A 16,166-nucleotide genomic window follows, 5' to 3' on the forward strand; every position below is an offset into this window, starting at 1 on the left:
AGAAAGTAGGCTACCAAATGAAATTACAACAATTAGCTGAAGAAAAAGTCGGCTTTCTGATTATTTTCACTGTGATTGTAATCAGTTTCGGCTTGTTGATTGAAGTTGTGCCTTTGTTTGGCACGAAAGCAGTTATCGAGCCTGCTCCGGGTGTGAAACCTTATAATGCATTGCAAGTGGCAGGTCGTGATATTTATGTGCGTGAAGGTTGTTACAACTGCCATTCACAAATGATTCGTCCTTTCCGTGCAGAAACCGAGCGTTACGGCCATTACTCTGTTGCCGGCGAGTCTGTTTACGACCGCCCGTTCCAATGGGGTTCGAAACGTACCGGTCCTGATTTGGCACGTGTCGGCGGCCGTTATTCTGATGAATGGCACCGCATTCACTTGCAGAATCCGCGTGACGTGGTTCCTGAATCGAATATGCCGGCATTCCCATGGTTGGCACGCAACAAGGTAGACGCTGAAGCAACTGTGGCGCGCATGAAAGCATTGCGTGCCGTAGGTACCCCTTACAGTGATGAAGAATTGCAAAAAGCACCGGAAATGCTGACCAACAAATCTGAGCTGGATGCAGTGATTGCCTACTTGCAAAGTTTGGGCTTGGCATTGAAAAACGTAAGGTAACATCATGGATATTAACTGGGTCCGCTCACTTTTTACGCTGCTGATTTTTGTCAGCTTCATACTGGTCATCTATATTGTGTTCAACCGGCACAATAAGAAAAATTACGATGAAGCCGCCAGTAGTATTTTTGACAATAATGACGATACGCCTGATAAAAACGAGCGATAACCGGTTAATCCGTGGTCACGGAGCAAAAGAATGAACACAACATCCCAATTTACCAGTAATTTCTGGAATATATACATTGCCGCCATTGTCCTGCTCAGCTTTATCGGTTTGGCTTGGCTGCTTTTCTCGCAAAATGTGGTGAAACAGCCGAAAAAAGGCGAAGAAGTACAAACCACAGGTCATGAATGGGACGGTATTGAAGAATATAACAATCCGTTACCGCGTTGGTGGTTTTGGTTGTATGTCCTCACTTGGGTTTTCGGTGCTGTTTACTTGGTGCTGTATCCGGGGGTAGGTGACTGGAAAGGTATCTTGAATTGGACCAGTCACAACCAATACGAAAAAGAAGTGGCCAAAGCAAACGAGCAATACCAACCGCTGTATGCTAAGTTTGCCAAAATGCCGATTGAGAAAGTGGCGAAAGATCCGCAAGCACAACAAATCGGTAAAAACATGTTTGATACTTACTGTATCCAATGTCACGGTTCGGATGCCAAAGGTTCTAAAGGTTTCCCTAACCTGACCGACCACGACTGGTTGTGGGGCGGCGAACCGGAGCAAATCTCCGAAACCATCGAAAAAGGCCGTACCAACGTGATGGCTGCATGGGGGCCGCAATTGGGTGAAGAGCGTGTGAAAGACGTTGCGCATTATGTGATGTCTTTGTCTAAAGGTAAAGACCAATACGATGAGGAACGTGCTGCTCGCGGTCAGGCTTTGTTTAGCGGTCCGCCTGCTAACTGCTTCACTTGTCACGGCGACAAAGGTCAAGGTATCCAAGGCTTAGGTCCTAACCTGACCGACGACACCTGGTTGTGGGGCGGTACGCAAAAAGCCATTATCGAAACCATTACCAACGGTCGTCATAACCAAATGCCGGCATGGGGTAACTTCTTGGATAAAGATAAATTACACATCATGACCGCTTATGTTTGGGGCTTGTCTAATAAAGACGGCAAAGCACCGGTGAAAAAAGCAGAGCCTGCTGCGGCTTCTCCGGCTGCTAGCGAAGCTTCCGCTCCCGCAACTGAGGCTGCTTCTGCTGCCAGTACGTCTGCTGCAACTGAAAAAGCCGTACCGGCTGCGGACACTGCTGAAGTCACTTACAATGCAAACGATGGCGCAGTATTCTTCTTTGCAACCGGTAAAAGTGATGTAGCTGCTAATGCAGAAACTGTAGTGGCGGATTTGGTTAAAGCTGCTAAAGACGGTAAACGTCTGATTGTAAGCGGTTATACCGACAGCACTGGTGACACTACAGCAAATGCCGAATTGTCTAAAAAACGTGCCCAAGCGGTTCGGGCATTTTTTGAAGCTCAAGGTGTAAAAGCAGAAAATATCGAATTGCGTAAACCTGAAAACACTACTGCTGCACAAGGCAATGATGTTCAAGGTCGTCGCGTAGAAGTTAAATTGGAAGGTTAATATCCTGATGAAAAAGCCACTCGAAAGGGTGGCTTTTTTGTATTAAATTATTTAGTTTTCAGACGGCCTTAATTAGAACAAGGTGTAAAACACTCAAGGCCGTCTGAAAAATCGGTTATAATGAATTTATTTCAAAGGCCGTCTGAAAAGACGGTTTTCTTATTATTTTCACGCGGTTCGTAACCCTCCCGCGATACCAAAACTAGGAATCAATATGCATAATCAAAAAGCCTTGATCATCTTTTCCGGTGGCCAAGATTCTACCACTTGCCTGTTTCAAGCAATTCAAACGTATGGCCGAGACAATGTCCAAACTATCACTTTTCGCTACGGCCAACGCCATTCAATCGAATTGGAACGCGCACAATGGATTGCTCAAGATTTAGGCATTGCGCAAACCGTATTAGATTTAAGCTTAATGCGGCAGATTACCCATAATGCTTTAATGGAAGAGGGAGCGGCCATTCAGACGGCTGCCAACGGTATGCCGAATACTTTTGTCGATGGGCGTAATGCTTTGTTTTTAATGTATGCCGCTATTTACGCCAAAGGGCAAAACATTAAGCACATCATTGTCGGTGTGTGTGAAACCGATTTTTCCGGTTATCCGGATTGCCGTGACGTGTTTGTTAAGTCTATGAATGTAACCCTCAATTTGGCGATGGATTATGATTTCCAGATTCACACGCCTTTGATGTATCTGACCAAAGCACAAACATGGGCGCTGGCTGATGAATTGGGCTACTTGGATTATGTGCGCGAGCAAACGCATACCTGTTACAACGGTGTGGCCGGCGGTTGCGGCGAATGCCCGAGCTGCGTGTTGCGCGAACGTGGTTTGCAGGAGTATCTGGCGAGCAAACAGGCCATCTGAACACATACACTTATTGTCTCTATAACAAAGGCCGTCCGAATGTTTCAGACGGCCTCAAAGAATACATCATGAAAATCACCAAAATCTTTTCCTTCGATTCATCCCATATGCTTGATGGCCATGACGGCAAGTGCCAAAACTTACATGGCCATACCTATAAGCTCGAAATCACCGTTTCAGACAGCTTGATTCAAGGCGGTGCCAAAGACGGCATGGTGATGGATTTCACCGATTTAAAAGCCGTTATCAAACAAGAAATCATCAACCCGTTTGATCATGCCTTTATCTACGATGGCAGCAACGAGCGCGAAAGCCAAATCGCTGCTCTATTAGAAGGCTGGAACATGAAAACCCTGCGCTTGGATTACCGCACTACTGCGGAAAACATGAGTATGGAAATGTTCTCCCGGCTAAAGAAAGCTGGTTTGAAGGTGTGCAGCGTCAAGCTCTGGGAAACACCGGCTTCCTGCGCCGAATATGAGGGTGCATGATGGTGTCGATTGAGTCTGTTAACCCGCAATACCGCATTGTCGAAATATTCGAAAGCCTGCAAGGTGAGGGCTGCAACACCGGTATGCCCGCTGTTTTCATCCGTTTGGGCAAATGCAACTTGGCTTGTTCGTGGTGCGACACCGATTACCTGCGTTTTGAAATGATGGGTCTGCAAGAGATTTTAGGCCGTCTGAAAAGCTACCGTGCGCGCAATATCATCATTACCGGCGGTGAACCAACCATTCAGCCGCATTTGGATACCTTGCTCGATGCACTCAAAGCAGCGGGCTATTATTTGTGTATGGAAACCAATGGCCTCAATCCTACACCGCCGCAAATTGATTTCGTTGCCGCCAGCCCGAAGGCATGTTATGCGGATAAGTATGCCAAAAGCTGCATTGAGAAAGCTGATGAAGTGCGCATTGTTGCCGATGGTGATGTGCTGGCCTTTTGCGAACAAATCGAGCGCAAGATTCAAGCCAAACATTTTTATTTATCGCCTTGCGAGCAGAGCGGCGTAATGAATATTTACGACACCATCCGCCAAATTGGTCTGCTCAACAGCCGCACCAATACGCCTGTACATTGGCAATTAAGTGTGCAAACGCATAAATTGGCGGGAATCGAGTAAGCGTTAAAATTTATGACCAAGGCCGTCTGAATCGTATTTCAGACGGCCTGAAATGTAGGAAATTGTCGGGTTGTTTACACTTTTTATGCAAAACAGCTTTTGTTTTTTGCCCGAATGATTGTTTTAGGATTTTTGAGCATTATCGAGAACCATGCGGCTTTGCCGTGCCTTTCGGCATTCTTGGCAACACTCGAAAATCCCAACATGGGTCTTCAAGCAAAAAAGCAAAAGTGTAAACAACACTAGGATTTTCTATACCTGAGACCTTTGCAAAATTTCCTTTCCCAAACAATAAAGGTTACTTGAATTATCAAGTAACCTTTATTTCCCTCCAAATACATATATTCCCCCTAAATTCCCCCGAACCCAGCCACCCAAGCGCCTGCTTTCCCGGGTGCTCCCTTTTCGGCAGCAGGCGCAACGAGGCTGAGTTTGTTTGCCGCTTCGGGCAAATTCAAACACCGCTTTCAAATGACTTTGTGCATTCGCTTTTCGTAAGCCGAAATATGTTGCCCTATGGCAGCGGAACTTGCGGTGCAATGTACCGAAACCCTGTTCCGCCGCATAACGGGTTTCCGATAAGTATCGGTTGCGTTGTTTGCCTTCGTCTGTTAAGGGGCGGCCACGGCGGGCTTTACGTATGATGCCGTCCGAAAGTTTTTTGTTGTTTAAGCATTCCCGATTGGCTTTGCTGCCGCAGCCTTTGCCGGCATATACGGCGGTGTATTCGGCTGTGCCGTCGAAGTGGCGGCACTCGTGTTCGTTGGCGGGGCTGACAGGCAGTTGGCCGGTACAGCCTTCTTGGCCGGTACGGGTATGTTGTTTACAGCTGGTTTGAATTTGCCGTCTTTTTTATCCGACGGGCGTCTTTGTCTTTGCCGGGAGCGATTTCGCCGGCGATACCCTCCACAGATGACAATGATGGTTTGAGCGGTTTGTTGGGAGAAGCTGCTTATGGGAAATCCTCTAAATTCGGTTTAGGGGAATTTAGAGGGTTTTTTTGGGGGGCAAAGGTCTCGGCCTTTATGCATATTAAGTGTTGAGTAAGGTGTATTGAGATGTAGTTCTTTTGTAGTATTTTCTCAACAATTCTTATATTTTTATGAATGTATATTTAATAATGAGAAAATATATATATGAATATTTTTAATTTTTTATTAAATGTAACCCAAGATTTATGTTCAAGAAAACAGACAGGGTTTTAAAATCATTTGGTATTTTGCCTAATACTTTTGAAGTATTTATAGTAACATATTAATTTTAAAAAATAATTCTTTGCATTTTAATGGGTTTGCCTAACGGTAATCAGAAAAAACTTGACCGCTTACATAGGATTACGTAAAGTAATCGGCATGATAAGTAAATTGGTATGACCAATTTTAAATACGGCTTCTTTAATCGCTGCAGGTTTAGGGTGGATTAAGGCAAGCGTTTTTTATTTGGTTTTCTTGATTGAATGCTTTACACGTAATACAAGGATTTTCCGTATGGCACTTTTTCTCAGTATTTTTCCCATTGTTTTCCTGATTTGGTTGATGGTGAAGAAAAACAGCATGCCTTCTTATATTGCCCTGCCGATTGTGGCGGTATTGATTTATGTGATTAAAATCACTTATTTCGGTGATGATTTTATGCTGTTAAACGCCACCGCCGCATCCGGCTTGGTATCGACTTTGACGCCGATTACCGTGATTTTCGGTGCGATTATGTTCAACCGTATGATGGAAACTACCGGCTGTATCGACATCATCCGCAAATGGTTGGCGAATATTAACCCGAATCCGATTGCGCAATTGATGATTATCGGTTGGGCGTTTGCCTTTATGATTGAGGGCGCATCCGGTTTCGGTACGCCTGCTGCCATTGCCGCCCCGATTTTGATGAGCTTGGGTTTTAACCCTTTGCGTGTAGCTATCTTTACACTGGTGATGAACTCCGTACCGGTATCGTTCGGTGCGGTGGGTACGCCGACTTGGTTCGGCTTCGCACCGTTGAACCTGACGCCTGCCGATATTTTGAGCATCGGTAAGCAAACCGGTATCATCCACTTCTTTGCCGCTTTTGTGATTCCGGTGATTGGTTTGAGCTTCATCGTTTCTAAAGAAGAAATCCGTAAAAATCTGGGCTTTATCGGTATCAGTGTGTTCTCATGTGCACTGCCTTACGTTGCCTTGGCGATGGTCAACGAAGAATTCCCATCTTTGGTGGCGGGTGCCATCGGTTTGATGGTTTCCGTGTTTGCCGCCAACAAAGGCTGGGGCTTGAGCAAAGATTATCCAAAAGATACCAACATGGAAAAAGTGCCTTTGGCACAAGTGGCCAAAGCATTGGCGCCATTGGGTATGCTGATCGGCATGCTGGTGATTACCCGTATCAAACAACTCGGTATTAAAGGTATGTTGACCAGCGCTGAACCATGGTTTGGCTTTTCGCTGCCGGGTTTGAGCGATATTACTGTGACCCAATCCTTAACGATCGTATTTGGTAATATTTTTGGTGAAGCAGTATCCGAAAAATACCAAACCCTGTATGTGCCGGCTTGGATTCCGTTTGTCATTACCGTGTTGATTTGTATTGTTTTATATAAAACCAAGGCTCAAGATGCTTGGGGCTTTTATAAAACTACCTTTAACCAGACCAAAAAACCATTGCTTGCCTTGATGGGTGCGCTGATTATGGTGAAATTGATGATGGTCGGCGGTGATGATTCAATGGTGAAAATCATCGGTAAAGAGTTTGCCGCTATGGCCGGTGACAACTGGATTTACTTCTCACCTTACTTGGGTGCCATCGGTGCATTCTTCTCCGGATCGAATACCGTATCCAACCTGACTTTCGGCCCGATTCAACAGCAAATCGCTTTGGATACCGGATTGTCGGTTACCCTGATTCTGGCGCTGCAGTCGGTCGGTGGTGCGATGGGTAACATGGTATGTATTAACAACATCATCGCGGTATCCAGCGTGTTGGGCATCGACAAATGCGAAGGTGAGATTATTAAGAAAACCGTGATTCCGATGATGATTTATGGTGTGATTGCCGTCTTGGTTGCGTTGATTTTCTTCATGTAAACGAGTTTTTGTGAACAGTCAACATGCCGTCTGAAAAGTTTCAGACGGCATTTTTTCTTATAGATATGATTGACTAATAGGACTTACTAATGGAATTTAACTGTTTGATTTATAATGCTTGTATAATTTATTTATCGGCAAGGCCGTCTGAAAGATTTGAACTGCACCCCAAAAGTTGGACACCCCTCCAACTTTAAAAGGTGCAGTTTTCTTATGTCCAAATATAACCTACACTTCAAATACCGAGCCGTACTCCATTATCACCAAGTGCACAGCCAACAGCGCACCGCAGAGCACTTCAACGTCTCGCGCACCCACCTGCGCCGTTGGATAGCCGCCTATCGCCAAGGCGGTATCGCCGCACTTCAACACCCGCAGGCTACGTTTATGAAGACCAAACGCAAAAACCCGTTTATCGCCGACAAACCCGACCACGAAAAAACCCAGGCGGAACTGATTGAAGAGTTACGTTACATGAGGGCGGAGAACGACTACCTAAAGCACATGAAAGCCCTCAACGAAAAGAACGCCGCCAAAGCTGCGAAACCGTTCAAACGTTGAGAGCGAAGCACCCGCTGAAATATCTGCTGCACAGTGCCGGCGTTCCCAAAAGCAGCTTTCATTACCATATCGGCAAAGCCGATCCCGATGCGGCGGCCAAAACCGCAGTAAGTGAAGTCTATCGCCCGCTACGGTCATCGGCGGATTGCCGCCGTATTGTCGTGGAACAAAAAGAAAGTGCAGCGCATTATGGGTTTGTTGGGACTGAAAGCCAAAGTCCGCAGCAAAAAAGCCTGCCGTCCGCAGGTAATAGGAGAGGCTTCGGATAATATTCTTAATCGTGAATTTACTGCTGGCAAACCGGCAGACAAATGGCTGACCGATGTGACGGAGTTCAAATGCACAGACGGGAAGCTGTACTTATCGCCGATATTGGATGTGTTTAATCGGGAGATTGTGGCCTATTCTTTAAGCCGCAGAGCAAACAGTAAACTGGCGGCGCAAATGTTGGATAAAGCATTTGGCCGTCTGAAAGGCCAAACGCCGCTGCTGCATTCCGACCGGGGTGTGCTTTACCGCACCGGGGCTTATCGGGCGAAACTGGCTGGGAAAGGAATAGTGCAAAGCATGTCGCGCAAAGGAAATTGCCGGGACAATGCGCCGATGGAGCGTTTCTTCGGTACATTAAAAGAAGAGAGCTTCTATCAGGAAGGTGCGTTGTCGGTGGCAGAGCTGACAGAGGTAATATAGTCAATCTCATGAATTTAAATAACATTCCTAAACAACTCATCCACAGACACCACCCCAAGTTTTCTCCGTCTCGCCTTTAACCAAGCCCATTTCTTTTCGATGGGATTCAGGTCGGGGCTGTAAGGCGGCATCCATAGGACGGTATGCCCCTTTTTCTTCAGCAAGGCTTCTGCCTTACCCTTATGAAACGCCGCATTGTCCATCACCACAACACTCTCGGGCGGCAGTTGCGGGATCAGTAACCGTTCTACCCAAGTGTCGAATATCTTGCTGTTGATGGAACAGTCAAACAAACTGACCGCAAACAGTTGATTATCATACAGCGCACCGATGGCATTAGTCTGATTACGTCCCTGCCAGTCATGGGTATCAATACACCGTCTGCCTTTTGGGGCATAACCGTAAGGATGGTGGACGGAAGCTCTGAATCCGCTTTCGTCCAACCAAACAATCGGACGTTCCTTCAGTTGGAAACGGTGTCTGAGTCTGATAAAGCGTTTTCTGAGCCGAACATCTGCTTTGGGGTGTTTATTGGTCTTTTTTTCGGCTGATTCCGTATCTTTTCAATGCCTGGTGAATGCCGTTGGTCGAACAGTTGAGCCGTTGTGCCCGTTCGTAGCAATAGGCATCGGGGTATTGTTCGACATCTCTAAGCAGTGCTTCTTTGGTAATTTTGAGGGGTTTTCTGTCTTTGGGATAGCCTTTGGGAATGGGATTCTTTTTCCATTTGAACACGGTATCGCTGCCGATGCCGAGCTCTTTGGCTACTTGACGGATGGAGAGGCCTTGGGCGAGTTTGGCTAAGGCGAGTTGGCGAAAGTCTGTTGAATAGGTCATGGGGGCGATTGTAATTTATATTAGGGGGATTGACTATAGATGATTACATACGTTACTACAATCATGAGCGGATTAGTTTAAACTTAAAAAAGCTGAGTCCTGTCGGCTACAGAACCCAGCTTGAAAAGGCTGTTTGAGAAAGATTCTTAACTTGTCCAAGTATTGGGGGGCAGTTCACATTTCAGACGGCCTTGTCGTTAGATTAGAAATCTATTTCAAACACAAATCGGTTTATTTCCACACCAATAAAGCATGGTTACGTTTGCCGCGGCGCAGAATCGTATATTTACCAAAACGCTTGTGTTCATCGGTCAACAGATAAGCATCGTCAGGTTTTTCCGCAGCATGATTCGAATTATTCGGATCGGTTACGGCAGTACCATTAATTACGACTGCTTTGCTGTTTACAAAACCGCGCGCTTCTTTATTTGATTGCGCCAAGCCGCTGCTTACCAAGGCTTCGACCACATTCAGACGGCCTGAAACTTCAAAAGCAGGCAGACCGTCGAGGGCGAGTTGCTCGAAGTCGGCTTCGGTCAGGTTGCTTTGGTCTTCGGCAAACAGGCTGGCGGAAATGCGTTGCGCTGCTTCCAAAGCCGCTTCGCCGTGAATCAGGCGGGTCATTTCTTCGGCAAGAATGCGTTGCGCTTCGGGTTTGGTGCCGCTGGCTTGGTCTTTGGCTTCGATGGCGTCGATTTCTTCCACGGATAGGAATGTGAAATATTTCAGGAATTTATACACATCGGCATCCGCTACTTTCAGCCAGAATTGGTAGAATTGGTAAGGCGAGGTTTTTTTGGCGTTCAGCCATACTGCGCCGCCTTCGGTTTTGCCGAATTTGGTACCGTCTGACTTGGTTACCAGCGGCAGGGTCAGGCCGTACACGGTTTTGCGGTGCAGGCGGCGGGTCAGGTCGATGCCGGCGGTGATGTTGCCCCATTGGTCGGAACCGCCGATTTCCAACACCGCCTGATGGCGGCGGTTGAGTTCGGCAAAGTCGTAGCCTTGCAGCAGAGCGTAGGCGAATTCGGTAAACGAAATGCCCACATCGTCCCGTTCCAAACGCTGTTTGACCGATTCACGGGCCAACATGGAATTAACCGAAAAATGTTTGCCGATGTCGCGCAGGAAATCCAAACAGTTCATTTCGCCGAACCAGTCGGCATTGTTGGCCATTACGGCGGCGTTGTCGCCCTCGAAACTCAAAAACGGTTTGAGTTGGTTACGGATACTTTCCACCCAGCCGGCGACGGTTTCGGCGGAATTGAGGCTGCGTTCCGCCGCTTTAAAACTGGGGTCGCCGATCATGCCGGTTGCGCCGCCCACCAAGGCAATCGGCGTATGCCCCGCCTGTTGGAAACGGCGTAATGCCAAAACGGGTAGCAGGTGGCCGATATGCAGGCTGTCGGCGGTCGGGTCAAAACCGCAGTAAAGGGCGATTTTCTGTTCGTTCAATAAAGTTTCTAAGGCCGAAAAATCGGTGGTTTGGGCGATTAAGCCACGGGCTTGGAGGTCTTGCAGAACATTCATTGCGTTTGGATCCAGTGGGAAACTGCTGTTTTCAGACGGCATCATGATGATTTGAGGCCGTCTGAAAATCGGGTTTATACATTAAACAAAAAGTGCATCACATCACCGTCTTGTACGACATATTCTTTGCCTTCGACACGCATTTTGCCGGCTTCTTTGGCTTTGGCTTCGCCGCCCAGAGCGACAAAGTCTTCATAAGCAATCACTTGGGCACGGATAAAGCCCCGTTCGAAGTCGGTATGAATCACGCCTGCGGCTTGCGGGGCGGTATCGCCTTTGTGAATAGTCCATGCACGCACTTCTTTGACGCCGGCGGTGAAGTAGGTTTGCAGTCCCAAAAGGTCGTAACCGGCACGGATTAAGCGGTTCAAGCCCGGCTCTTCCAAGCCCATTTCGGCGAGGAACTCGGCTTTTTCGTCTTCTTCCAACTCGGCGATTTCGCTTTCCATAGCGGCGCAAACGGCAACCACAGGGGCGTTTTCTTTGGCGGCGAGTTCTTTCAGTCGGTCGAGATGGGGATTGTTTTCAAAACCGTCTTCGGCAACGTTGCCGACATACATGGCGGGTTTGGCGGTGAGCAGGAACAGTGGCTTGAGCATGGCGAGTTCTTCGGTGTCCAAGCCCAGCGAGCGGACCGGTTTGCCTTCGTCCAAATGCGGCAGGAGTTTTTTGCACAATTCAACCAGTTTTTGCGCATCTTTGTCGCCGCTGCGGGCGCGTTTTTCTTCACGGACGATGGCTTTTTCGACGCTGGCAAGGTCGGCAAGTGCCAATTCGGTGCCGATGGTTTCGATGTCGGCAATCGGATCGACTTTGCCGGCGACGTGGACGATGTTGTCGTTGTCGAAGCAGCGCACCACGTTCACAATCGCATCGGTTTCACGGATATTGGCGAGGAACTGGTTGCCCAAGCCTTCGCCTTTGCTTGCGCCTGCGACCAAGCCTGCAATATCGACAAATTCTACAATGGCGGGCTGCATTTTTTGCGGATTGACGATTTTCGCCAGTTCCGCCATGCGGGGATCGGGTACTTCGACAATGCCGACATTGGGTTCGATGGTGCAGAAGGGATAGTTCGCCGCTTCGATACCGGATTGGGTCAGGGCGTTAAAGAGGGTGGATTTGCCGACGTTGGGCAAACCGACAATGCCGCATTTCAAGCTCATGTTTTTTCCTGATATTTGCTAAAATTTTTAAATGGGCAATTATAGCATAATTCGTTTGTGCGGTCGGATGACAAGGCCGTCTGAAAACGGTGTGTTAATTTTCAGACGGCCTAGAATGGTATGTATAGCGTGAATGAAATCTTGGCTAAATCATTCAGGCCGTCTGAAAACGGATGATTTCAGACGGCTTATGCTTATTTAAAAATCAAAATCAGCAGCAGGGTAATGGCAATCAAGCCAAGCCACAGGCTTTGCCGTTGCTGCACTTTAATCAAATGCAGATAAGCATCGCGCATTTCTTGCTGGCGGTTTTCATCAACCAGTGCATTGAGTTTGCGCGGCAGGCAGGGCAGGATTTGCGCCCAGTCGGGGGCTTCGTTTTTCAGATTGTTAAAAAAGGCTTTAGGGCCGATTTGTTCATTCATCCATTTGGTGAGGAAAGGCTTGGCGGTAGCCCACAAATCCAAATCAGGGTCGAGTTGGCGGCCTAAGCCTTCGATGTTGAGCAGTGTTTTTTGCAGTAAAACCAGTTGCGGCTGGATCTCGACATTAAAGCGGCGGCTTACTTCAAATAAGCGCATCAGCACCAAGCCGAAGGAAATCTGTGAAATCGGTTTGTTGAAAATCGGTTCGCACACACTGCGCACGGCGGCTTCGAGTTCTTCCGCCCGTGTGTCGGCAGGCACCCAGCCCGATTCGATGTGAGCGGTGGCAACGCGGTGGTAATCGCGGTTGAAAAAGGCGAGAAAGTTAATCGCCAAGTAGCGTTTGTCGTAATCGGTGAGGCTACCGACAATGCCGAAATCGAGTGCGATATAGCGGTTGTCGTCGGCAACCAGAATATTGCCCGGGTGCATATCGGCATGGAAAAAACCGTCGCGGAATACTTGGGTGAAGAAAATTTCTACGCCGTAATCTGCCAGTTTTTTCAGGTCGATGCCTTTGGCTCTGAGCGCAGCGATGTCGGAAACCGGCGTGCCTTCCATCCATTCGATGGTCAATACGTCACGGCTGCAATAATCGTAAAATACCTTGGGAATAATCAGCATGTCGCTGCCGGCGAAATTGCGGCCAAGCTGGCTGGCATTGGCCGCTTCGCGCATTAAATCCAATTCGTCATGCAGGTATTTGTCGAATTCAGCCACGACTTCGCGCGGTTTCAGGCGTTTGCCGTCGGTAAATAAGTGTTCCAACCAACCGGCTCCCAAACGCATCAACGCCAAATCCTGTTCGATAACCGGCAGAATATTCGGGCGCAATACTTTAACTGCTACTGTTTCGCCACTGTGCAAGCGTGCTTTGTGGACTTGGGCTATCGAGGCGCTGGCGACCGGCTCGGTTTCAAACTCGGCATACAGGGTTTCAATCGATCGGCCTAGGGCTTTTTCAATTTGGCGGCGTGATAATTGCGCGTCAAACGGTGCTACGCGGTCTTGCAGTTTCGCCAGTTCGATAGCGTATTCGTAAGGAATCAAATCGGGGCGGGTGGATAAAATTTGGCCGAATTTGATGAAAATCGGGCCGAGATTTTCCAAAGCCAAGCGTAAACGCACGGGCAGGGCTTGGTCTTGGTATTCGGCAGCTTGCGGCAGCTTGCCGATTAAGTTGCGCAACCAATTTTGCCGGATGTGATTGATAAATAAATCGGACAGTCCGTAAAGATAAAGAGTGCTAAAGATGGTTTTAATGCGTTTGAGCCATTTCATGATGGGCATTCGGTTGCGCTGGAGATGGTACGAATTATAAATCATTGCAAGGCGTTGCGCCAAAGCTTCTATTGGGCGTGAATAGGAAAATGTAATAAAAAGGCCGTCTGAAACGGGTATGTTCAGACGGCCTTTTTATTGGAAATTTACAGGAATTTAGCAGCAATATAACCAACCGCTACCAATACGATCATGAGGATAAAAGCGGCCACAGCGATTAAGATGTTTTTGCGTTTGGCTGCGATGGTAACCAGGTCGGGATTTTTGCCCAATTCTTCACGCAGTTTTTCTTCCAATTCCGCACGGATTTGCTTACGCAGGATTTTTTCTTCGCGTTCGCGCTCTTGTTGGAGCCTGTGGACAATTTCGGTTTGCTTTTTGTGCTCAAAGGCCAGCTTTTCTTGCCATTCAATGCGTTTTCGGTCAACGATTTGAGGTGTGGCGCTGGAAAACTGAAAATTGCAGACCAAACAATGAGACTGGCTTGGTTCTTCAATAATAGTCATACACACCGGACATTGGCTGATTCCCGCCGGCGTCTCTTCTTCCGAATCAGGATTAACGGAATTAGGCATCAGCTCTAAGGAATGGCGAACAATGACATCTAAGCCCAAGTAATTGAAATAATGTTGGGCATTTTCGCGTTCTTCTTGCGTGCAGTTTTCAGCAATAATGGCTTGTGGGCGCTCTGCCAGTGCCTGTACCAAGTCTTCTGCTTCGTTTTCCGGCAGATTGTCATACAGACAAGCATTAATCCGCTCGCGATCGACATTGGGCGGATAAGAAACATATACGTCGTAAAGCTTTGCTTTTTGGTTCATCGGTATCCCATTTATACAATTGATAAAACGGTTTATGTCGTTTTTAGGCGCTTTATCAGGAGATTTTCTATTGTTATATATATTATAGAAGTATAAGCGTTATAGGGTTGTATGTCTTCTGCAACAGATAAAGGGTAGTTTCTAGGGTTAAAACAGCCTGGTGTAATAAAACTAAAAAATCAGGTTTGCGAGTAGTTGATGTCAATTGGTGTTATTGTTCAATAATAGATAATATACCAGTTAATTGTTTTATGTGTATCATAAATTACACAAAACGGATACTTACTTGAACAAAATATTATGAAAAGGCCGACTGAATCATTCAGACGGCCTTTTGCCGGAAAAAATTTCAAGCGGTAGTCAGTGCCAATCTTTGCGATTGGTTGAAATATTGGGCTTGGATATGCACACTCAATCTTTCTTAAGAGAGCAACCATTAAACCGAGAATGATGAACCGCAGCCGCAGGTGGTTTCGGCATTCGGATTGCGAATCACGAATTGTGAGCCCTGCAGACTTTCGGTGTAGTCGATTTCGGCACCAACCAAGTATTGGTAGCTCATTGGGTCAACCAAGAAAGTCAGGCCGTTTTTTTCGATTTCGAAATCATCGTCGTTTTTGATTTCATCGAAAGTAAAGCCGTATTGGAAGCCGGAGCAACCGCCGCCGTTCACGAAAACACGCAATTTGAGTTCGGGATTGTTTTCTTCCGCGATAAGGTCTGCCACTTTGGTGCAGCAGCTATCGGTAAAGAGAATAGGGCTTTCAGATGACATGATGTGATTCCTTTTATATGACTGTTATGTGTATTGTCGCGCAATCCGCTAAGTAAGGCAAGTTGAGATAATGACTTAAAATTCAATAGCCCATATAAAAATTAGATATTGCGCCCAAACCATTCCACGCGGCCGATGATGGCAATATCGTCACCCAGATGGTTCAAATCGATTTCAAAGGTTGGGTAGGCTTCGTTAGCGGAAATGACATTTACGATGCCGCCGGGCATTAACTGCAAACGTTTGACCAACAGATTTTCATTCAGGCGTAAAACATACAGCCCGTCGCGCGGAGTGATTTCGCTGTGGTTAATCAAAATCGAATCACCATCATTGAGCACACCTTCCATTGAGTCGCCTTTAACCGAAATCACGGATAAATTTTTGGTGTCGCGGGTGACGTAGTTTTCAATCCAATAGCGGCGGAAAGCCATGGTAAAGACGGGTTTTTCATCACCCACCAATTGGCCGTGACCCGCAGCGGCTTGAATGTTGTAACGCGGCACAAAGACAAATTCTTCGACATCAACCGGATTGCCCAGCGTGTCGTAAGCAGTGGTGTTGGGAGCGGCTTGGTCGGGAAAAGGCTCGCCTTCGCCGGTCAGCAGCCAATCAATGCTGCAACCTTTTAATTGTTTGATTTTTTTTAAGGTTTCTGATTTTGGCAAGCCGCCTTCATTCCAAATGCGGCTAAAGCCGGCAATGGTCATATCGATATCGGCTGCAATTTTTGCTTGCTTGGCATCGCCTTTCCATAAAAAGGCCAGTCTGTCTTTAAAGGTATCCATG

The 16,166-nt window shown here is 47.2% G+C and carries 18 protein-coding genes and 1 pseudogene; 10 read left to right on the forward strand and 9 right to left on the reverse strand.

From position 1 onward, the window contains the following. The first annotated feature begins 17 nt into the window (after positions 1 to 17). From ccoO to H4O27_RS00135, 6 genes are all read left to right on the forward strand, one after another. Entirely contained in the window at positions 18 to 629 is a 612-nt protein-coding gene (gene ccoO / locus H4O27_RS00110) for a cytochrome-c oxidase, cbb3-type subunit II (protein ID WP_165010325.1), read from the forward strand. Between the two features lie 4 nt (positions 630 to 633). Continuing rightward, on the forward strand, positions 634 to 798 hold the full coding sequence (locus tag H4O27_RS00115) for a cbb3-type cytochrome oxidase subunit 3 (protein ID WP_165010322.1): 165 nt from the start codon (positions 634 to 636) through the stop codon (positions 796 to 798). Positions 799 to 828: 30 nt separating this feature from the next. Beyond that, on the forward strand, positions 829 to 2,223 hold the full coding sequence (gene ccoP, locus H4O27_RS00120; protein WP_165010321.1) for a cytochrome-c oxidase, cbb3-type subunit III: 1,395 nt from the start codon (positions 829 to 831) through the stop codon (positions 2,221 to 2,223). A gap of 214 nt (positions 2,224 to 2,437) precedes the next feature. After that, complete coding sequence (gene queC, locus H4O27_RS00125) at positions 2,438 to 3,097, forward strand: 7-cyano-7-deazaguanine synthase QueC (RefSeq protein ID WP_165010319.1); 660 nt, start codon at positions 2,438 to 2,440, stop codon at positions 3,095 to 3,097. A gap of 68 nt (positions 3,098 to 3,165) precedes the next feature. After that, positions 3,166 to 3,588, forward strand: coding sequence for a 6-carboxytetrahydropterin synthase QueD (gene queD / locus H4O27_RS00130; protein ID WP_165010316.1), 423 nt, complete (start codon positions 3,166 to 3,168; stop codon positions 3,586 to 3,588). Further along, positions 3,585 to 4,220, forward strand: coding sequence for a 7-carboxy-7-deazaguanine synthase QueE (locus H4O27_RS00135; protein ID WP_193004287.1), 636 nt, complete (start codon positions 3,585 to 3,587; stop codon positions 4,218 to 4,220). The genes queD and H4O27_RS00135 overlap by 4 nt, the downstream gene beginning before the upstream one ends. Positions 4,221 to 4,541: 321 nt before the next feature. Here H4O27_RS00135 and H4O27_RS00140 read toward each other — a convergent pair whose 3' ends face one another. Then, the gene (locus tag H4O27_RS00140) at positions 4,542 to 5,060 is read right to left on the reverse strand and encodes a transposase (RefSeq protein ID WP_165010373.1); all 519 of its coding nucleotides are present in this window, start codon (positions 5,058 to 5,060) and stop codon (positions 4,542 to 4,544) included. Positions 5,061 to 5,707: 647 nt separating this feature from the next. On the opposite strand from H4O27_RS00140, the gene H4O27_RS00145 reads away from it, so the two are divergent. The 3 genes from H4O27_RS00145 (at position 5,708) to H4O27_RS00155 (ending at position 8,542) form a co-directional block, all read left to right on the forward strand. Continuing rightward, a complete protein-coding gene (locus H4O27_RS00145; RefSeq protein ID WP_165010314.1) occupies positions 5,708 to 7,291 on the forward strand; it encodes an L-lactate permease in 1,584 nt (527 codons plus the stop codon). A 213-nt stretch (positions 7,292 to 7,504) separates the two neighbouring features. Further along, positions 7,505 to 7,852: a helix-turn-helix domain-containing protein gene (locus H4O27_RS00150; RefSeq protein ID WP_165088224.1), complete on the forward strand. Its 348-nt coding sequence runs from the start codon at positions 7,505 to 7,507 to the stop codon at positions 7,850 to 7,852. A gap of 111 nt (positions 7,853 to 7,963) precedes the next feature. Continuing rightward, on the forward strand, positions 7,964 to 8,542 hold the full coding sequence (locus H4O27_RS00155) for an IS3 family transposase (RefSeq protein ID WP_193004289.1): 579 nt from the start codon (positions 7,964 to 7,966) through the stop codon (positions 8,540 to 8,542). Positions 8,543 to 8,556: 14 nt separating this feature from the next. On the opposite strand, the gene H4O27_RS00160 is transcribed toward H4O27_RS00155, so the two are convergent. Beyond that, complete coding sequence (locus H4O27_RS00160) at positions 8,557 to 9,033, reverse strand: IS630 family transposase (protein WP_226883558.1); 477 nt, start codon at positions 9,031 to 9,033, stop codon at positions 8,557 to 8,559. A 37-nt stretch (positions 9,034 to 9,070) separates the two neighbouring features. Continuing rightward, entirely contained in the window at positions 9,071 to 9,379 is a 309-nt protein-coding gene (locus H4O27_RS00165; protein WP_165010422.1) for an IS630 transposase-related protein, read from the reverse strand. A 29-nt stretch (positions 9,380 to 9,408) separates the two neighbouring features. On the opposite strand from H4O27_RS00165, the pseudogene H4O27_RS00170 reads away from it, so the two are divergent. Next, positions 9,409 to 9,516, forward strand: a pseudogene (locus tag H4O27_RS00170) (IS3 family transposase); the annotation flags it as partial. 94 nt (positions 9,517 to 9,610) lie between these two features. Here the strand turns inward: H4O27_RS00170 and tyrS are convergent. From tyrS to H4O27_RS00200, 6 genes are all read right to left on the reverse strand, one after another. Beyond that, positions 9,611 to 10,909: a tyrosine--tRNA ligase gene (tyrS, locus tag H4O27_RS00175; RefSeq protein ID WP_165010481.1), complete on the reverse strand. Its 1,299-nt coding sequence runs from the start codon at positions 10,907 to 10,909 to the stop codon at positions 9,611 to 9,613. Between the two features lie 74 nt (positions 10,910 to 10,983). Further along, positions 10,984 to 12,075, reverse strand: a complete 1,092-nt coding sequence (gene ychF, locus H4O27_RS00180) for a redox-regulated ATPase YchF (RefSeq protein WP_165010441.1) — start codon at positions 12,073 to 12,075, stop codon at positions 10,984 to 10,986. 194 nt (positions 12,076 to 12,269) lie between these two features. Beyond that, positions 12,270 to 13,781, reverse strand: a complete 1,512-nt coding sequence (gene ubiB / locus H4O27_RS00185; RefSeq protein WP_165010483.1) for a ubiquinone biosynthesis regulatory protein kinase UbiB — start codon at positions 13,779 to 13,781, stop codon at positions 12,270 to 12,272. Between the two features lie 146 nt (positions 13,782 to 13,927). After that, positions 13,928 to 14,602 carry a hypothetical protein gene (locus tag H4O27_RS00190; RefSeq protein WP_165010443.1) on the reverse strand — a complete coding sequence of 225 codons (675 nt, stop codon included), beginning with the start codon at positions 14,600 to 14,602 and terminating at the stop codon, positions 13,928 to 13,930. A gap of 436 nt (positions 14,603 to 15,038) precedes the next feature. Beyond that, positions 15,039 to 15,377 carry an iron-sulfur cluster insertion protein ErpA gene (gene erpA / locus H4O27_RS00195; RefSeq protein ID WP_165010445.1) on the reverse strand — a complete coding sequence of 113 codons (339 nt, stop codon included), beginning with the start codon at positions 15,375 to 15,377 and terminating at the stop codon, positions 15,039 to 15,041. Positions 15,378 to 15,478: 101 nt separating this feature from the next. Then, on the reverse strand, positions 15,479 to 16,165 hold the full coding sequence (locus tag H4O27_RS00200) for a S24 family peptidase (RefSeq protein WP_165010447.1): 687 nt from the start codon (positions 16,163 to 16,165) through the stop codon (positions 15,479 to 15,481). Position 16,166 lies beyond the last annotated feature (1 nt).

Source organism: Neisseria yangbaofengii, from assembly GCF_014898075.1.
Classification (GTDB): Bacteria; Pseudomonadota; Gammaproteobacteria; order Burkholderiales; family Neisseriaceae; genus Neisseria; species Neisseria yangbaofengii.